This is a genomic window from Streptomyces sp. BBFR51 (assembly GCF_044591655.1).
In the GTDB taxonomy this organism is placed as follows: Bacteria; Actinomycetota; Actinomycetes; order Streptomycetales; family Streptomycetaceae; genus Streptomyces.
The window spans coordinates 3,318,111-3,334,518 of the sequence record NZ_CP172448.1 but is presented as its reverse complement, the minus strand read 5'-3'; the positions used below and the strand labels follow the sequence as shown (position 1 = coordinate 3,334,518).

Here is a 16,408-nt window from a genome sequence, read left to right as displayed (position 1 = left end):
TCACGGTGGCCACATGACGTCACCGCCTCCCCACCAACTCGCCGTCACCGTACGTATGTTCACCCAGCGTTTCAGCTCCACCCCGCTCGGCGCCCGCCTCGCCCGGCACCTCGCGGGCACCCAGCTCCACAGCTGGGGCATCCCGCACGGCAGCGCACTCTCCGACACCGCCGCGCTGATCGTCGCGGAACTGGCCGCCAACGCGGTCACCCACGGCCGCGTACCGGGCCGCGACTTCGAACTGCGTCTCTCCCACGCCCCGGACGTCCTCCTTCGCATCGAGGTCTCCGACACCCGAGCGGAACACAGGCCGGCAGCGGCAGCCCCTGCGCCGCTCGACGAGACCGGCCGAGGCCTCCTCCTGGTCGACGCACTCGCCGACCGCTGGGAAGTGGTCGCCCGCGTCACACAAGGCGTCGCGCTGCCCGGCAAGACGGTCCGCGCGGAACTGGACCTCGGCACGCCTGCCCGCAGCCGGGGCGGTGGCGGGCTCGCGTTAGATTGACTTCGTGCTCTCTCGTCTCACGCGTCCCCAGGTCCTCGCCGTATGCGGGCTTCCCGTCGTGGCGCTGCTCGCGACCGCCGTGTTCGCGCCGCTGCCGTTCTCGGTGGCGCAGCCGGGGCTGACGGCCGATGTGCTGGGCCGGAACCAGGGGGCCGAGGTGATCACGATCACCGGTGTGCCGACGCACGAGACCAGTGGGCAGCTGCGGATGACGACGATCGAGGCGACCGGGCCGGACGCGAGCATTCATCTCGGGGACGTGCTCAGCAGCTGGTTCGACACCGACCGTGCCGTGATGCCGCGCGACGCCGTGTACCCGAGCGGCGACGACGTGAGCGAGATCGAGAAGTACAACCAGGAGCAGATGAAGGAGTCGCAGGACTCCGCCACCACGGCCGCGCTCCAGTACCTGCGGTTGGACAAGGACGACGTCGACGTCAAGCTGCGGCTGGAGGACGTCGGCGGTCCCAGTGCGGGGCTGCTGTTCTCGCTCGGCATCGTCGACAAGCTCGGCGCCGGGGATCTCACCGGCGGCAAGGTCATCGCCGGGACGGGGACCATCACCGGCGGCGGCAAGGTCGGTGCCGTCGGCGGGGTGCCGCTCAAGACGCAGGCCGCGCGGCGGGACGGGGCGACCGTCTTCCTCGTACCGAAGGCGGAGTGCTCGGACGCGCAGGCCGAGTTGCCGAAGGGGCTCCGGCTGGTCCCCGTCACCACCCTCAAGGGCGCCGTCGACTCGCTCAAGGCGCTGGAGAGCGGCAAGGGCAGCGTCCCCGCCTGCTGAGCCGATCCCCCGCCACCACCTACCCCTCCTTCACGAAGCCCTTCTCCTTCATCCAGTCCAGCGCCACCTGGTGCGCGTCCTCGCCGTCCACGTCGACCTTCGCGTTCAGTGTCTGGGCCACGTCGTTGGTCAGCGCCTTGGTGACCGGGGCGAGGACGGAGGCGATCGCGGGCCACTTCTTCAGGGTGGCCGTGCGGACCATGGGCGCCGCGTTGTAGTTCGGGAAGAACTTCTTGTCGTCCTCCATCACCACCAGGTTCATGGACTTGATCCGCCCGTCGGTGGTGTACACCTCGCCGTAGGTGCAGGCGCCCTTCGCGGTCTGGGTGTAGATGATGCCGGTGTCCATCTGGGTGATGTTCCCGGCCGGCAGCGACATCCCGTACGCCTTCTCCAGGCCCGGCAGGCCGTCGGCGCGGTTGGCGAACTCGCCCTCCACGCACAGCGTCACCGCACCCGGGTCCGACTTCGCCAGCTCGGCCACCTCCGAGAGGGTTTTCGTCTTGTACTTCTTGTAGTTGGACTGGTTCATGGCCAGCGCGTACGTGTTGTTCAGGCGGGCCGGCGCCAGCCACGTCAGCCCCTTCTTCGCGTCGGCCTCCTTCACCGCCTCCCACTGCTGCCGTGGGTCGGGGATCGGCTTGCTGTGGCCCAGGTACGTGATCCAGGCCGTGCCCGTGTACTCGTACGTGGCGTCGGCGTCGCCGTTCTCGACCGCCGCGCGGGTGCCGACGGAGCCCTGGATGCCCGTGCGGTCGAGCACCTCCGCGCCGGCCGCCTCGAAGGCGATGCCCATGATCGCGCCGAGGACCAGCTGCTCGGTGAACTCCTTCGAGGTGACCGTCAGATCGGCGCCGTCCAGGGGGCGGCCCTTTCCGATGCTGCCGGGCTCGACGTCGTCGACCATGGGGGAGCCGCTCGTCAGGCCGCAGCCTGCGGGAGCCGCCAAGAGGGCCGCGGCCAGCAGCACACACGCACGCCGCCTCAGCCGCCTCAGCCGTCTCATGTCTCCACCTCCAGTCCCCGCGGGCGCAGCAGCAGTTCGGTCAGCGAGGCCAGCCAGTCCACCAGCAGCGCGAGGGCGACGGTGAGGATCGAGCCCAGCACGAGCACCGGCATCCGCTGGCTGGTGATCCCGGTGGTGATCAGCACGCCCAGGCCACCGCCGCCGCCGAAGGTCGCCAGCGTCGCCGTGCCGACGTTCAGGACGAGGGCCGTGCGCACGCCGGCCAGGATCAGCGGGACGGCCAGGGGGAGTTCCACCCGGGTGAGGACGCCCAGCGGGGACATGCCGATGCCGGTGGCGGCCTCCAGGAGCGTCGGGTCGTTCGCCTTCAGGCCGGCGATGGTGTTGGAGAGCACGGGCAGGACCGCGTAGATGATGATGCCGATCAGGGCGGCCCTGCGGCCGATGCCCAGCCAGATCACCAGCAGTGCCAGCAGGCCGATCGCCGGGGTCGCCTGGCCCATGTTGGCGAAGGCCATCGCCACCGGCGTCGCCTTCCGGAACGCCTTGCGGGTGAGCAGGATGCCCAACGGGATGGCGATGATCAGTACGAAGAAGGTGGAGATCACCGTGAGCTGCACGTGCTGCCACAGCGCCTTGGTGACCTGGCCGTTCCCGAGGGCGTTCCGGCTGAGCGCGTCCAGGTCGGCCTGCGCGAACCACAGCCAGGTCGCCAGCAGTACGGCGATCAGGACCACCGGCAGGAAGGTCAGCTTCCGCCAGCCGATCCGGGGCCGTGCCGCCGCCGGGGACGGCCGTGGCGCCTCCTCCTCCCCTTCGCCCTCGTCCCGGAAGGCCAGCCCCTTGACCTCGTGCTCGCCCGCGGGGCGGCGGCCGGCGGAGGGGCGGGAAGAGCTGCTCACGCCCCGCCCCCGTCCCCTACGAAGCCCTCCTGCTCGGTGTGCGTCTGCGTGGCCCGGGTCTCCTCGAGGTCGTGCTGGTGCTCCAGCGCGTCGAGCCGGTCCGCCTCCAGCATCTCGTGCACGGAGTTCATCAGCGTCTCCATGTCCACGACCCCCTCGTACGCGCCGCGCCGCCCGGTGACCGCGACCCGCCCCGCGTTGTCGGTGAGCACCGCCTCCAACGCGTCCCGCAGCGTCGCGTCCCGGGTCACCGTGTCGTGGACCAGCGTCCCGGCCCGCGCCAGCGAGCCCCTGGCCCTCATCAGGTCGCCGCGCCGCAGCCACTTGTAGGGGCGCCCGCGCCGGTCGAGGAGCAGGATCTCGTTGGTGCCCGACTCCCGCAGCCGGTCGAAGATGTGCTGGAGCGGGTCCTCCACGGTCACCGTCGGGTAGTCGGTGATGCCGACGTCCCGTACGCGGGTCAGGTTCAGGCGCTTCAGCGCCGCGCCCGCGCCCACGAAGCCGGAGACGAAGTCGTCCGCCGGGTTGGTGAGGATCGCCTCCGGGGTGTCGAACTGCGCGATGTGGGAGCGCTCGCGCAGCACCGCGATCCGGTCGCCCAGCTTGATCGCCTCGTCGAAGTCGTGGGTGACGAAGACGATCGTCTTGTGCAGTTCGTGCTGGAGGCGGATCAGCTCGTCCTGGAGGTGGTCCCGGGTGATCGGGTCGACCGCGCCGAACGGCTCGTCCATCAGCAGGACCGGCGGATCGGCCGCCAGCGCCCTCGCCACGCCCACCCGCTGCTGCTGGCCGCCGGACAGCTGGCGCGGATAGCGGCCGTGGAACTCCCCGGCGTCGAGACCGACCAGGTCGAGCATCTCCTCCACCCGCGAGCGGATGCGGGACTTCGACCAGCCGATCATCTTCGGCACCAGGGCGATGTTCTGGGCGACGGTCATGTGCGGGAAGAGACCGGAGGACTGGATCGCGTAGCCGACCTTGCGGCGCAGCTTCACCGGGTCGATGTCGGTGACGTCCTCGCCGTTGATGCGGATGCGGCCGCCGCTGGGCTCGATCAGCCGGTTGATCATCTTCAGGGTGGTGGACTTCCCGCAGCCCGAGGGGCCGACGAGGATGACCGTCTCGCCGGCCTTGATCTCCATCGACACGTTCTCGACGGCCGGCTGCGGGTTGCCCGGGTAGCGCTTGGTGAGGGACTGCAACTCGATCGTCGCCCCGGTGGTGGCGCCGGCCGCCTCGCCCGGGCCGTCGTCGGTCACGGACTGAGCTGTGTCAGACACGGATCCCCCTCGGAATGGTCAGGCGTCCGAGCAGTACGTACGCCGCGTCGAACAGCAGGGCCAGGACGATGATCCCGAGCGTGCCCGCGAGTACCTGGTTGAGCGCGTTCTTGCTGCCCAGCGAGGCGATCCCGCGGAAGATCTCGTTGCCCAGGCCAGGCCCCGAGGCGTAGGCGGCGATCGCCGCGATGCCCATCAGCATCTGCGTGGAGACCCGGATGCCGGTCAGGATCGGCGGCCAGGCCAGCGGCAGCTCCACCCGCAGCAGCCGCGCCGGACGCGACATCCCGATGCCCTTGGCCGCGTCCACCAGCGCCGGGTCGACCCCGCGCAGGCCGACGATCGCGTTGCGCACGATCGGCAGCAGCCCGTACAGCGTCAGCGCGGTCACCGTCGGCGGCACGCCCAGGCCCACGATCGGGATGAGCAGACCGATCATGGCCAGCGACGGGATGGTGAGGATGGTGGACGTCGACAGGGTCGCCAGGTTCCCCGCCCACTCGCTGCGGTAGGTGACGACGCCGATCAGGACCCCGATCAGGGTCGCGACGACCATGCACTGGAAGACCGCGCTGGCGTGCTGGTAGGCGTCGGCGAGCAACTGCTGGTGGCGGCTGCCCAGGAAGTCCCAGAAGTTCACGTCCGCTCACCTCCGGGATCGGGCCGGCCTCAGTCGTGTCCGCCGCTGTCCTCGGCCGCCTGCTCCACCAGCGGGATGATCCGCAGCGGAACGGGGTTCTCCATGACGATCGCCGTGGCGGCCCGGACGATGCCATCAAAACCGACAACCCGGTCGATCACCCGCTGGAGATCGGCGTTCGAGCGGGCCACGAGGCGGCACAGCATGTCCCCGGTGCCGGTCGTGGTGTGCAGCTCCAGCACCTCCGGCACCGTCGCCAAGTGCGCCCGTACGTCGGCTCCTTGGCCCTGCCGGATCTCCAGCGTGGCGAACGCGGTCACCGGGTAGCCGAGGGCCGCCGGGTCCACCTCGGGACCGAAGCCGCGGATGACTCCGTTCGACTGAAGCCGGTCGAGCCGCGCCTGCGCGGTGCCGCGCGCCACCCCCAGCCGCCGGGACATCTCGAGGACCCCGATCCGCGGCTCCCGCGCCAGCAGTCCGATGATCCGCCCGTCCAGTCGATCGATCGCCATCTCACGCCCTCCCGGCTGGTCATCCTGTACACATCGCCCGGCCTTCCCGGCGTATTACTGGTCAGGTTGCCCACTGAAAACGCAAACTATTGCGCACCTTGCAGACGCGGGAGACGCTGCGGCTATGACGCAGACCACACACCACACTCCCGACACCGCCCGGCAGGCCGATCCCTTCCCGGTCAAGGGAATGGACGCGGTCGTCTTCGCCGTGGGCAACGCCAAGCAGGCCGCGCACTACTACTCCACCGCCTTCGGCATGAAGCTGGTCGCGTACTCCGGACCGGAGAACGGCAGCCGGGAGACCGCGAGCTACGTCCTGGAGAGCGGCTCCGCCCGCTTCGTCTTCACCTCGGTGATCAGGCCGTCGACCGACTGGGGCCGCTTCCTGGCCGAGCACGTCGCCGCGCACGGCGACGGCGTCGTCGACCTCGCCATCGAGGTCCCGGACGCGCGCGCCGCCCACGCCTACGCCGTCGAACACGGCGCCCGCTCGCTCGCCGAGCCGCACGAGGTCAAGGACGAGCACGGCACCGTCGTCCTCGCCGCCATCGCCACGTACGGCGAGACCCGCCACACCCTCGTCGAGCGCACCGGCTACGACGGCCCGTACCTGCCCGGCTACGCCGCCGCCAATCCGATGGTCGCCCCGCCCGAGCAGCGTGTCTTCCAGGCCGTGGACCACTGCGTCGGCAACGTCGAACTCGGCCGCATGAACGAGTGGGTCGGCTTCTACAACAAGGTCATGGGCTTCACGAACATGAAGGAGTTCGTGGGCGACGACATCGCCACCGAGTACAGCGCGCTGATGTCGAAGGTCGTGGCCGACGGCACCCTCAAGGTCAAGTTCCCCATCAACGAGCCCGCCGTCGCCAAGAAGAAGTCCCAGATCGACGAGTACCTGGAGTTCTACGGCGGTGCCGGCGTCCAGCACATCGCGCTGAACACCAACGACATCGTGTCGACCGTCCGCGCGATGAAGGCGGCCGGCGTCGAGTTCCTGAACACCCCCGACTCGTACTACGACACGCTCGGCGAGTGGGCCGGCGAGACCCGGGTGCCCGTCGACATCCTGCGCGAGCTGAAGATCCTCGTCGACCGCGACGAGGACGGCTACCTGCTGCAGATCTTCACCAAGCCGGTCCAGGACCGGCCGACCGTCTTCTTCGAGATGATCGAACGCCACGGCTCGATGGGCTTCGGCAAGGGCAACTTCAAGGCCCTGTTCGAGGCGATCGAGCGCGAGCAGGAGAAGCGCGGCAACCTCTGACGCACCCGGTTCTAGCCGGGCGGGCCCTCCAGCGGGGGCTCGCCCAGCTCCGCCAGCGCCCGCTTCGCCTCCGGTGTCCGCAGCGGCGAGAAGTACGGGTTGATCGTCAGCGCCTCCCCGAGGTGCCGCCGCGCGGGCCCGGACCGCTCCAGCTCCTTCTCGATCACCCCCCGGTGGAACACGTACAGCGCGCTGCGCACCCCGCCGCCGTGGTCGCCGTCCGTCGCGATCGTCGCGAACTCCAGCGCCTCCTCGTCCGCACCGGTGCGGTGCAGCGCCCAGCCCAGCGCGTCGGCGACCGCGATCCCCGGCTGCCGCCCCCACTCCGCCCGCAGCAGGCGCACCGCCTCCGCCGGGTCCCCGTGATCCGCCTCCAGCCGCCCCAGCACCAGCCGCTCGTCGGCCCCGGCGGCCTCGGCGCCCCGCACCCGCTCCCGCAGCAGGTCGTACTCCACCCGCGCGGCCTGCCCGAGCCCCAGCGACTCGTACAGCTCGCCCAGCTCCAGCGCGTACTCCGGGCTCGGCCGCTTGGCCAGCGCCGCCTGGTACGCGGACAGCGCCTCCGTCGTGCGGCCCAGCGCCGCCAGCGCCCGGCCCTGCCCGGCCTGCGCGGCCCGCTGGTCGGGGTCGGTGCGCAGCGCCTCCTGGAAGAAGCGCAGCGCCTCCTCGCGGTCCCCGCGCTCGAACGCCAGCCGCCCGGCCTGCTCCAGATACGCGGCCCGCTCGGCCGGCGCCCCGGCCGCGGCCGCCGCGTCGGAGATCTGCGCCGCCGCGTCCTCCCGCCAGCCCCGGTCTCGGTAGACGGCGGCGGCGCGTGCACGGACCGCCGGAGTGCCGGCACGCAGCTCCATCACCTTGTCCAGGGCCCGGCCCACGCCCTTGTGGTCGCCGAGCCCGGTGTACGCGTCGATCAGCACCGCGTGCGCCGTCCACCGCTTCGGGGCCGCCTTCACCGCGCTCTCGCCCCACTTCTTCGCCGCCGGGAAGTCCCGCCTGGCCACCGCCAGCGCCGCGAGCCCCTCCAGGGCCTGCGGATTGCGCTCCGGCCCGGTCTTCAGCGAGGTGCGCAGCGCCTTCTCGGCCTTCGGCCAGTTCGCGGCGTCTTCCGTCCGGCGGCCCTGTTCGACGTACGCCGCGCCCAGCACCGCCCACGACACCCCGTCCAGCGGCTGCGCCCGCAGATGGGTCTCCCGGTCCCCGATCAGCACCGCCAGGTCACCCAGCGCGGCGGGCACCCCGGTGGTGACCGCGCCCCGCGCCAGCGCCGCCGGTCCGGGCGCGGGCGGGGCAGCCTCGCCCCCGCCCCACGGCAGCAGCACCAGGACCCCGCCGAGTACGGCGGCCCCGGCGACGGAGGCGATCAGGACCCGGCTCCGGCGGCGGGACCGCCACCCGCGTCCGGTCTCCTTCTGCATGACGTCCATGGCGTCCATGGCGCTCACTGTGCGTCAATACGACGATCGCACCGGGCAGGCGGCGGGTGCCGTCCACGGGGTTCACACCGATGGCCCCGGGTGCGAACCTGTGATCATGAGCCGTATCGAAGCGCCTCGCGACGAAGACGACGCAGCCGCGACGGTCAACAGCACCCTCGTCGACCGGCTGCTCGCCGGACTGCCCGCCGAGTCCGTCCTCACCGACCCCGACGTCACGGCCTCGTACGCCAACGACATGGCGAGCTTCTGCCCGGCCGGCGCCCCCGCGGCCGTCGTCCTGCCACGCACCGTGGAGGACGTCCAGCACGTCATGCGCACCGCCACCGAGCTGCGCGTCCCCGTCGTCCCGCAGGGCGCCCGCACCGGCCTGTCCGGCGCGGCCAACGCCACCGACGGCTGCGTGGTCCTCTCCCTGACGAAGATGGACCGCATCCTGGAGATCAACCCGGTCGACCGCGTCGCCGTCGTCGAACCGGGCGTCGTCAACGCCACGCTCTCCCGCGCGGTGAACGAACACGGCCTCTACTACCCGCCGGACCCCTCCAGCTGGGAGATGTGCACCATCGGCGGCAACATCGGCACCGCCTCCGGCGGCCTGTGCTGCGTCAAGTACGGGGTGACCGCCGAGTACGTCCTCGGCCTGGACGTCGTCCTCGCCGACGGCCGCCTGATGTCCACCGGCCGCCGCACCGCCAAGGGCGTCGCCGGGTACGACCTCACCCGGCTCTTCGTCGGCTCCGAGGGCTCCCTCGGCATCGTCGTACGGGCCGTGCTGGCGCTGCGCCCCAAGCCGCCCGAGCAGCTGGTGCTGGCCGCCGAGTTCGCCTCCGCGGCGGCCGCCTGCGACGCGATCTGCCGGATCATGGAGGGAGGGCACGTGCCGTCCCTCCTCGAACTGATGGACCGTACGACCGTCAAGGCGGTCAACGACCTCGCCCACATGGGCCTGCCGGAGACCACCGAGGCGCTCCTGCTCGCCGCCTTCGACACCACCGACCCGGCGGCCGACCTCGCCGCCGTCGGCGCGCTGTGCGAGGCCGCGGGCGCCACGCAGGTGGTACCGGCCGAGGACGCGGCCGAGTCCGAACTCCTCCTCCAGGCACGGCGCCTGGCCCTCACCGCCCTCGAAGCCGTCAAGGGCACCACCATGATCGACGACGTGTGCGTACCCCGCTCCCGGCTCGGCGACATGCTGGAGGGCATCGAGCGGATCGCCGCGAAGTACGACCTCACCATCGGGGTCTGCGCCCACGCGGGCGACGGCAACACCCACCCCACGGTCTGCTTCGACGCCTTGGACCCCGACGAGTCCCGGCGGGCCCGCGAGTCCTTCGACGAGATCATGGCCCTCGGCCTGGAACTCGACGGCACCATCACCGGCGAGCACGGCGTGGGGGTACTGAAGAAGAAGTGGCTGGCGCGGGAGATCGGCCCGGTGGGCCTGGAGATGCAGCGGGCCGTCAAACAGGTCTTCGACCCGCTGGGCATCCTCAACCCGGGCAAGCTCTTCTGATCCCTGCCCCTCCTCACCGGGCGAGCAGCTCGGCCAGCCCGTCGTCGATGCCGAGCTGCCTGCCCTCCGTCCCCGGCGGCACCGCCCGCAGGGTCCGCTCCAACCAGGCCGACACCTGGGGCGTGGGCGCCTCCAGGAGGGCGTCGCCGTCGGGGCTGCTCAGCGCGATCAGTACGACGCTGCGGCCCTCCGACTTCGACGGCCACACCCGCACGTCGCCGTGCCCCGACGGCCGGAAGACGCCCTCCACCAGGAGGTCGCGGGCGAACGTCCAGTGCACCGGGTGGCCGGAGTCGATGTGGAAGGTGATGTGCACGGCGTAGGGGTCGTCGGTGTGGTAACCGAGCCGGGCCGGCACCGGGATGCCGCGCTCGGGGGACAGGATGAGCCTCAGCTCCAGTTCGCGTTCCACGACGGCGGGGACGGCGGGGTCGGGATGCATGGCGGGGTTCCTCTCTCGTGTCTCGTGTCCCGGATCTCGTGTCTGGTCCGGATCCGTACGGGCCGCCCGGAGCGGGCCCGCACGAGAGAGAGCGGCCGGGGGCGGGAGCATTACGCGGGTTCGCGGAACTTTTTTCGCACCACCTCTGTCCCGGGCGTCCCCTGGTGTGAAGGTCCGTGCACGAGGTTGCCCGGAAAGGGGCGGGTCCGGCGGGACGGGCGGTGCGGATTGCGCCCGTCTGATAGATGTTGAGGCCCCCATATCAACCCCCGAGCAGATACGGGACGACGGACATGAGCGCCCCAACCCCGGCCCCCGGCGACGACAGGCCCCGCGAAGGGTATTACCCGGACCCGTCCATTCCTGGATACGTCCGGTACTGGAACGGCGCCTCCTGGGTGGCGGGCACGAGCCGGCCCGCCCCCGAGGACGGCGAGCCGCTCGCGCCTCCGCCCGGCGCGCGGCCCTCCGTCGAGGAGACCGGCCCGCACTTCTTCGACGAGGACCCGGTCGAGGAGTCGCCCGGAGCCGCTTCCCAGCACGGCAGCCGCCCCGAGCCCGCCACGGCCTGGGGCGCCGACCGCTCCCAGCAGCCCGGCTTCCCCGGCACCCCGGAGCAGCGCGTCGCCTGGCCGGGCACGGCGCGGGGCACGGACCCGAGGGTCCCGCACGCCCGGCAGGCGGGACCGGCCGACCCGACCGACTCCGGCGCGGCGCCGGGTGACCCGCGTGCGGGGATCGCGGGGGCCGGTACGGCGGGCAGCGGGGCGGGGGAGGGGCGTGGCCCGGGCGGACCGGCGCGTGCCGCGTCGGCGGACTCGGCGGGCCCCGCGGGTGCTGTGGGCTCGGCCGGCGGTGGCGGGTCGGCGCAGGACGGGCGTGGCTCCGTGCGGCGCCCCGGCGGACCCGCGCGCGCCGCGTCAGCCGACTCGGCGGGCTCGGCGGAGGCCGGCGGGTCTGCGCAGGACGGGCGCGGCCCCGGGCGGGACCGCGGCGTACCCGCGCGCACCGCACCGGCGGGCGCTGCGGGCCCCGCGGGCGGTGGCGGGCCCGTGCAGGACGATGCCGCTTCCGGCGCCGCGCGCGCGGACGCCTCGGCGGGAGCCACTTCCGGCGAGGCGGAGGCCCAGGCCGGCGACACCTTCGTCTTCCGCCGCCCGACGGCGGGCCCGCAGAGTGCCCCCGCGGCGGAGGACGAGGGCACCATGACCTTCCGCGCGGTCACCCCGCGTACGGGCGCGCAGCCCGGCGGCCCCGCGTCCGGCCCCGGCTTCGGCGCCGGCAAGGCGGCCGCCGCCCGGGCCGCCGGCGCGCAGCCTCCGGCCGCCCCCGCCGCCCCCGGGGTTCCCCACCAGGGGCAGGCACCGGCTCCCGCGCCGCAGCCCGCCACCTCCGCGCCGGTCGCGGCGGCCGGTTCCGGCGGCGGGCAGTCCTCCTGGGCGCAGCAGGTGCACCGGCTCGCCGGGGCGGGCGGGGACGAGCAGCCCGTCGCGCCGTGGAAGCCGCCGGTCGAGGACGTGTTCCAGGCCGCCGCCCGGCGCCAGGCGGCCGCCCGGCCCGCCGGTCTCGGCAAGCGGCTGGCCGCCCGGCTGATCGACACCGTCGTCCTCGCGGGCGTCACCGCCGTGGCCGCCGTCCCCCTCGGGGTCAAGGCCGCCGACCACGTCAACGACAAGATCGACCAGGCCAAGCTGTCCGGCGAGACGGTCACGGTGTGGCTGCTGGACGGCACGACCTCCACGTATCTGGGGATCGTGCTCGCCGTCCTGCTGCTCTTCGGCGTCGTCTACGAGGCGCTGCCGACCGCCAAGTGGGGCCGCACGCTGGGCAAGAGGCTGCTCGGCCTGGAGGTACGGGACATCGAGGCCCACGAGCCGCCGTCCTTCGGCGCGGCCCTGCGCCGCTGGCTGGTCTACAGCGTCCCGGGCCTTCTTGTGGTGGGTGTGGTCGGCGTCGCGTGGTGCCTCTTCGACCGCCCGTGGCGCCAGTGCTGGCACGACAAGGCCGCCGCCACGTTCGTCGCGGGCTAGCTTGGCGGGTGGGGTCGGGGGCGTGCGCGTCTCGTGGTCGGGTGCGGGTGCGTCGTGGTTGCTCGCGCAGTTCCCCGCACCCCTCAAGGGGCGCGGGGCTGTGTTGAATTTGCGGCTCCGCCGCGCGGGCGCGACAAGCCCCACACGCACCCGCACCCGCCGACGAACCCTCAGCCCACTCCCCCTCCGACGGCGTCGACGGCAAGGCAAGGGCACGCCGCGTACTCCGAACGGCCGCTCGCCGGATGCGCCGTAAAAGGGCCCGGGGTCGACTCGGGGCATGAGCAGTGAACCGCCGCCCCCCGGATCAGGCGGACAGCCGCCGGAAGACGACCCGTTCAGGAAGCGTCCCCCGTCCCCCGGGCCGGGCCCCGACCCGGGCCCCGGCGAGGGCGGCACGGGCTCGCCGTACGACAACCCGCCCCCGCCCCCGGGCGGCGGCGGACCGTACGGTGCCCCGCCCCCCGGCGGCGGATCCGGCGGCCCCTACGGCGGTGACCCGTACGGCGGTGGCGGCTACCCCGCTGATCCGCTGGCCGGGATGCCCCCGCTCGCCGACAGCGGGCGGCGTACGCTCGCGCGGATCATCGACATGATTCTCGTGGGCATCGTGGTCTGGCTGCTCAGCTGGGCCTTCAACGTCCAGGAGTACCAGGTGGACGGCGACGACGTCTCCGTCGGCAAGTCCTTCTGGCAGTCCCTGATCGCCGCCCTGCTCTACATCGGCTACGACACGTACATGACCACGAGGAACGGCCAGACCCTCGGCAAGAGGTGGCTCGGGCTGCGCGTGGCCAACCTGGACAACGGAGCGACGCCCTCGGGGCAGACGTCGCTGATCCGCGCCCTGGTGCTGTGGATCCCGTTCGCGTTCTGCTGCGCCTGCGTATGGACGATCATCGCGGGTGGCTGGAGCTTCTTCGACCGGCCCTACAAGCAGGGCCTGCACGACAAGGCGGCCAAGACGGTCGTGGTCAGCACCCGCTGACGACCGCGCCGGACGCGGTCAGGCGGCCCGTCCGCGCGCCGTCTCGCCCGCGCCCGCGGAGATCCGGGCCGCCGCCGGTACCGGCTCCCGGTCCGCGGCGGGCCTGTGGGCCGGCACGGCGGTCACCGCGCGCGTCCTGGGCAGGGGGACGGTCATGGCGACCAACAGCCCGAGGGCGAGGGCCGCGACGGCGATAAGAGCGACTCCAGGACCCGAACTCGTCCGCGACAGCAGCAGCATGGCGAGCGTCGAGAAGATCACGGTGCACGAACCGTAGGCGAACTGTGCGGCAGTCGGACGGGGCATGGCCATCGTGTCCTCGGAAGACAATCAGGGGTGAGACGGGCTGTCGGCCTGGCTTTCCGCCGGCTTCCGGGCGTTCCGCCAAGCGACTCTAACCCGCTGTGTGCCCGAGTGGAACCAGCAGTAAGCATGACCTAACCGACATGGCCGATGCACGGGGGGCGCACGGATTCATGACGTCCGGGAAGTGGACGGTCCCGCGCGCCCGTCGGACGTCGCGACGGTCACGATTCGGCGTCCGCAAAGCGAACCACGGCTCCGCATAGTGCACTTGTTCTGCTCAAGTCAAGGTCTGTCTTTTCTCGGGAACCTCTAGTCAAATGTCGTCACTTGACTACACGCGTTGAACACGTTTGCGCGGACTTCGCTCTGTCCTTGTCCCCCCAGCCGCGCGCGTGGACGCGGGGGAGGAACTCAAGTGACCAGAAGATCCTGGACCTTCAGAACCGCGGCGACCACCGTCGCACTCGCGGCAGCCACCGCCACGCTCTCGGCGGCCGGCGTGGCGCAGGCGGATTCGCCCGCCCGGCCGGAGGCCGTGAACCGTCACGACCCGAGTCCGGCGAAGGAGACGCGCTCCCACAACCTCAAGGGCCCCCTGAGTGACACTCAGGCCGCCCAGCGCGAGGAAGCCCTGAAGCAGGTCATATCCGGCAACGCCTCGGTGAAGAAGAAGGACGGCTCCAACGTCGTCCAGCTGAAGAGCAAGAAGGGCGACGCCAAGTACGTCGAGCTGGGCCGGGAGAAGACCGACAAGATCTTCACCATCCTGGTCGAGTTCGGCGACAAGGTCGACAGCCGCTACGGCGGCGACGCAGGACCGCTGCACAACCAGATAGCCAAGCCGAACCGCAAGACGGACAACTCCACGGCCTGGCAGGAGGACTACGACCAGGAGCACTTCCAGGACCTGTACTTCGGTTCCGGCAAGGGCGTCAACTCGGTCAAGACGTACTACGAGAAGCAGTCCTCCGGCCGCTACTCGGTCGACGGCGAGGTCGCCGACTGGGTCAAGGTCCCCTACAACGAGGCCCGTTACGGCTCCAACAAGTGCGACCCGGACAACTGCGCCTGGTACGCGGTGCAGGACGGCGTCACCGCCTGGGTCGCGGACCAGAAGGCGGCCGGCCGCACCGACGCCCAGATCAAGTCGCAGCTGGCCCAGTACGACCAGTGGGACCGCTACGACTTCGACGGCGACGGCGACTTCAACGAGCCCGACGGCTACATCGACCACTTCCAGATCGTGCACGCCGGCGAGGACGAGTCCGCGGGCGGCGGCGCGCAGGGCGAGGACGCGATCTGGGCCCACCGCTGGTACGCCTTCGGCACCGACGCCGGCGCCACCGGCCCCGGTGACAACAAGCTCGGCGGCACCCAGATCGGCGACACCGGCGTCTGGGTCGGCGACTACACCATCCAGCCGGAGAACGGCGGACTCGGCGTCTACGCGCACGAGTACGGCCACGACCTCGGCCTGCCGGACCACTACGACACCGCGGGCGGCGACAACTCCACCGGCTTCTGGACGCTGATGTCGTCCGGTTCCTGGCTCGGCACCGGCCGCAACGAGATCGGCGACCTCCCCGGCGACATGAACGCCTGGGACAAGCTCCAGCTGGGCTGGCTGAATTACGACACCGCCAAGGCGGGCGTCAACTCCTGGCACAAGCTGGGCCTGGCCGAGTACAACACCAAGCACAAGCAGGGCCTGGTCGTCGAGCTGCCGAAGGAGGAGGTCACCACCGAGATCGTGGCCCCCGCCGAGGGCGAGACCCAGTGGTGGAGCGGGAGCGGCAACGACCTCAAGAACACCCTGAGCCGCAGCGTCGACCTCACCGGCAAGTCGTCCGCGTCCCTCACCCTGGACGGCTGGTACGACATCGAGGCCGACTACGACTTCCTCTACACCGAGGTGTCCACCGACGGCGGCGCCAACTGGACCGCGATCGACGGCACGTTCGACGGCCAGCCGATCCAGCGCGACGGCAGTGACAAGCCCGCCCTGAGCGCCACCGTCGACGCCTACGGCAAGCTGGTCTACCCGCTGGACGCCTACGCGGGCAAGAAGATCGACCTGCGCTTCCGCTACCAGACCGACGGCGGCCTGGCGATGAAGGGCTTCGCCGCCGACGAGATCGCGGTGACGGCCGACGGCGAGACGCTCTTCTCCGACAACGCGGAGACCGAGGACGCCGCGTGGACGGCGAACGGCTTCACCCGCAAGGGCGCGTCGTTCACCAAGGAGTACGCGCAGTACTACATCGCCGAGAACCGGCAGTACGTGTCGTACGACAAGACGCTGAAGACCGGCCCGTACAACTTCGGCTTCTCGGAGCGCCCGAACTGGGTCGAGCACTACGCGTACCAGAACGGCCTGCTGATCTGGAAGTGGGACACCTCCCAGGCGGACAACAACACCAGCCAGCACCCGGGCGCCGGTCTCGTCCTGCCGATCGACTCGCACCCGACCGCGCTGAAGTGGAAGGACGGCACCCTGATGCGCAACCGATTCCAGGCGTACGACTCGCCGTTCAGCCTCTACCGCACGGACGGCATGACGCTGCACAAGGCGGACGTCGCGAAGTACGTCCCGGGCTCCAAGGGCGTCTCGGTCTTCAACGACCGCAAGAACGACTACTACGACCCGGCGAACCCGACCGGCGGCGTCAAGATCACTGACACCAACACGAAGATCAAGATCCTCAAGGAGGCCAAGAACGGCTCCACGATCGAGCTCGAGGTCGGCCCTGCGGGCAGGTAATTAGCATCTGCCCAGGTCAGAGCATGATCGGCGGTGACCCCCTGGCGGGTCGCCGCCGATCCGTGTTTAGGT

15 protein-coding genes are annotated in these 16,408 nt (G+C 71.5%); 7 read left to right on the top strand and 8 right to left on the bottom strand.

What is annotated here, in order from left to right; all coding sequences use genetic code 11:
- Window positions 1-13: 13 nt before the first annotated feature.
- The gene (locus tag ACGH7X_RS15155; protein WP_399885617.1) at window positions 14-505 is read left to right on the top strand and encodes an ATP-binding protein; all 492 of its coding nucleotides are present in this window, start codon (window positions 14-16) and stop codon (window positions 503-505) included.
- Window positions 506-509: 4 nt separating this feature from the next.
- On the top strand, window positions 510-1,289 hold the full coding sequence (locus ACGH7X_RS15150; protein ID WP_399885615.1) for a S16 family serine protease: 780 nt from the start codon (window positions 510-512) through the stop codon (window positions 1,287-1,289).
- Window positions 1,290-1,308: 19 nt separating this feature from the next.
- Here ACGH7X_RS15150 and ACGH7X_RS15145 read toward each other — a convergent pair whose 3' ends face one another.
- The 5 genes from ACGH7X_RS15145 to ACGH7X_RS15125 are packed head-to-tail and all read right to left on the bottom strand — an operon-like array spanning window position 1,309 to window position 5,590.
- A complete protein-coding gene (locus tag ACGH7X_RS15145) occupies window positions 1,309-2,295 on the bottom strand; it encodes a glycine betaine ABC transporter substrate-binding protein (RefSeq protein ID WP_399885613.1) in 987 nt (328 codons plus the stop codon).
- Window positions 2,292-3,158, bottom strand: coding sequence for an ABC transporter permease (locus tag ACGH7X_RS15140; RefSeq protein WP_399885611.1), 867 nt, complete (start codon window positions 3,156-3,158; stop codon window positions 2,292-2,294). The genes ACGH7X_RS15145 and ACGH7X_RS15140 overlap by 4 nt, the downstream gene beginning before the upstream one ends.
- Window positions 3,155-4,438 carry a betaine/proline/choline family ABC transporter ATP-binding protein gene (locus ACGH7X_RS15135; RefSeq protein WP_399885609.1) on the bottom strand — a complete coding sequence of 428 codons (1,284 nt, stop codon included), beginning with the start codon at window positions 4,436-4,438 and terminating at the stop codon, window positions 3,155-3,157. Before ACGH7X_RS15135 ends, ACGH7X_RS15140 begins: the two co-directional genes overlap by 4 nt.
- Entirely contained in the window at window positions 4,431-5,078 is a 648-nt protein-coding gene (locus ACGH7X_RS15130; protein ID WP_399885607.1) for an ABC transporter permease, read from the bottom strand. Before ACGH7X_RS15130 ends, ACGH7X_RS15135 begins: the two co-directional genes overlap by 8 nt.
- Window positions 5,079-5,107: 29 nt before the next feature.
- Window positions 5,108-5,590, bottom strand: coding sequence for an Lrp/AsnC family transcriptional regulator (locus tag ACGH7X_RS15125; RefSeq protein ID WP_399885605.1), 483 nt, complete (start codon window positions 5,588-5,590; stop codon window positions 5,108-5,110).
- 124 nt (window positions 5,591-5,714) lie between these two features.
- On the opposite strand from ACGH7X_RS15125, the gene hppD reads away from it, so the two are divergent.
- On the top strand, window positions 5,715-6,860 hold the full coding sequence (gene hppD / locus ACGH7X_RS15120; RefSeq protein WP_399885603.1) for a 4-hydroxyphenylpyruvate dioxygenase: 1,146 nt from the start codon (window positions 5,715-5,717) through the stop codon (window positions 6,858-6,860).
- 11 nt (window positions 6,861-6,871) lie between these two features.
- Here the strand turns inward: hppD and ACGH7X_RS15115 are convergent, their stop codons facing one another.
- Window positions 6,872-8,293: a tetratricopeptide repeat protein gene (locus ACGH7X_RS15115; RefSeq protein WP_399885601.1), complete on the bottom strand. Its 1,422-nt coding sequence runs from the start codon at window positions 8,291-8,293 to the stop codon at window positions 6,872-6,874.
- A gap of 91 nt (window positions 8,294-8,384) precedes the next feature.
- Between ACGH7X_RS15115 and ACGH7X_RS15110 the strand changes: the two genes are divergently transcribed.
- Window positions 8,385-9,809 (top strand): FAD-binding oxidoreductase, encoded by a 1,425-nt coding sequence (locus tag ACGH7X_RS15110; RefSeq protein WP_399885599.1) that lies wholly within the window; start codon window positions 8,385-8,387, stop codon window positions 9,807-9,809.
- 13 nt (window positions 9,810-9,822) lie between these two features.
- Here the strand turns inward: ACGH7X_RS15110 and ACGH7X_RS15105 are convergent, their stop codons facing one another.
- Complete coding sequence (locus ACGH7X_RS15105) at window positions 9,823-10,251, bottom strand: SsgA family sporulation/cell division regulator (RefSeq protein WP_399885597.1); 429 nt, start codon at window positions 10,249-10,251, stop codon at window positions 9,823-9,825.
- 293 nt (window positions 10,252-10,544) lie between these two features.
- On the opposite strand from ACGH7X_RS15105, the gene ACGH7X_RS15100 reads away from it, so the two are divergent.
- Together ACGH7X_RS15100 and ACGH7X_RS15095 are read left to right on the top strand one after the other, a co-directional pair.
- Window positions 10,545-12,281, top strand: a complete 1,737-nt coding sequence (locus tag ACGH7X_RS15100) for an RDD family protein (protein ID WP_399885595.1) — start codon at window positions 10,545-10,547, stop codon at window positions 12,279-12,281.
- Between the two features lie 280 nt (window positions 12,282-12,561).
- Window positions 12,562-13,269, top strand: coding sequence for an RDD family protein (locus ACGH7X_RS15095; RefSeq protein WP_399885593.1), 708 nt, complete (start codon window positions 12,562-12,564; stop codon window positions 13,267-13,269).
- An 18-nt stretch (window positions 13,270-13,287) separates the two neighbouring features.
- Here ACGH7X_RS15095 and ACGH7X_RS15090 read toward each other — a convergent pair whose 3' ends face one another.
- Window positions 13,288-13,575, bottom strand: coding sequence for a hypothetical protein (locus ACGH7X_RS15090; RefSeq protein ID WP_399885591.1), 288 nt, complete (start codon window positions 13,573-13,575; stop codon window positions 13,288-13,290).
- Between the two features lie 415 nt (window positions 13,576-13,990).
- Here ACGH7X_RS15090 and ACGH7X_RS15085 point away from each other — a divergent pair, with 415 nt between their 5' ends.
- Window positions 13,991-16,336 (top strand): immune inhibitor A domain-containing protein, encoded by a 2,346-nt coding sequence (locus ACGH7X_RS15085; RefSeq protein ID WP_399885589.1) that lies wholly within the window; start codon window positions 13,991-13,993, stop codon window positions 16,334-16,336.
- Window positions 16,337-16,408: the final 72 nt, after the last annotated feature.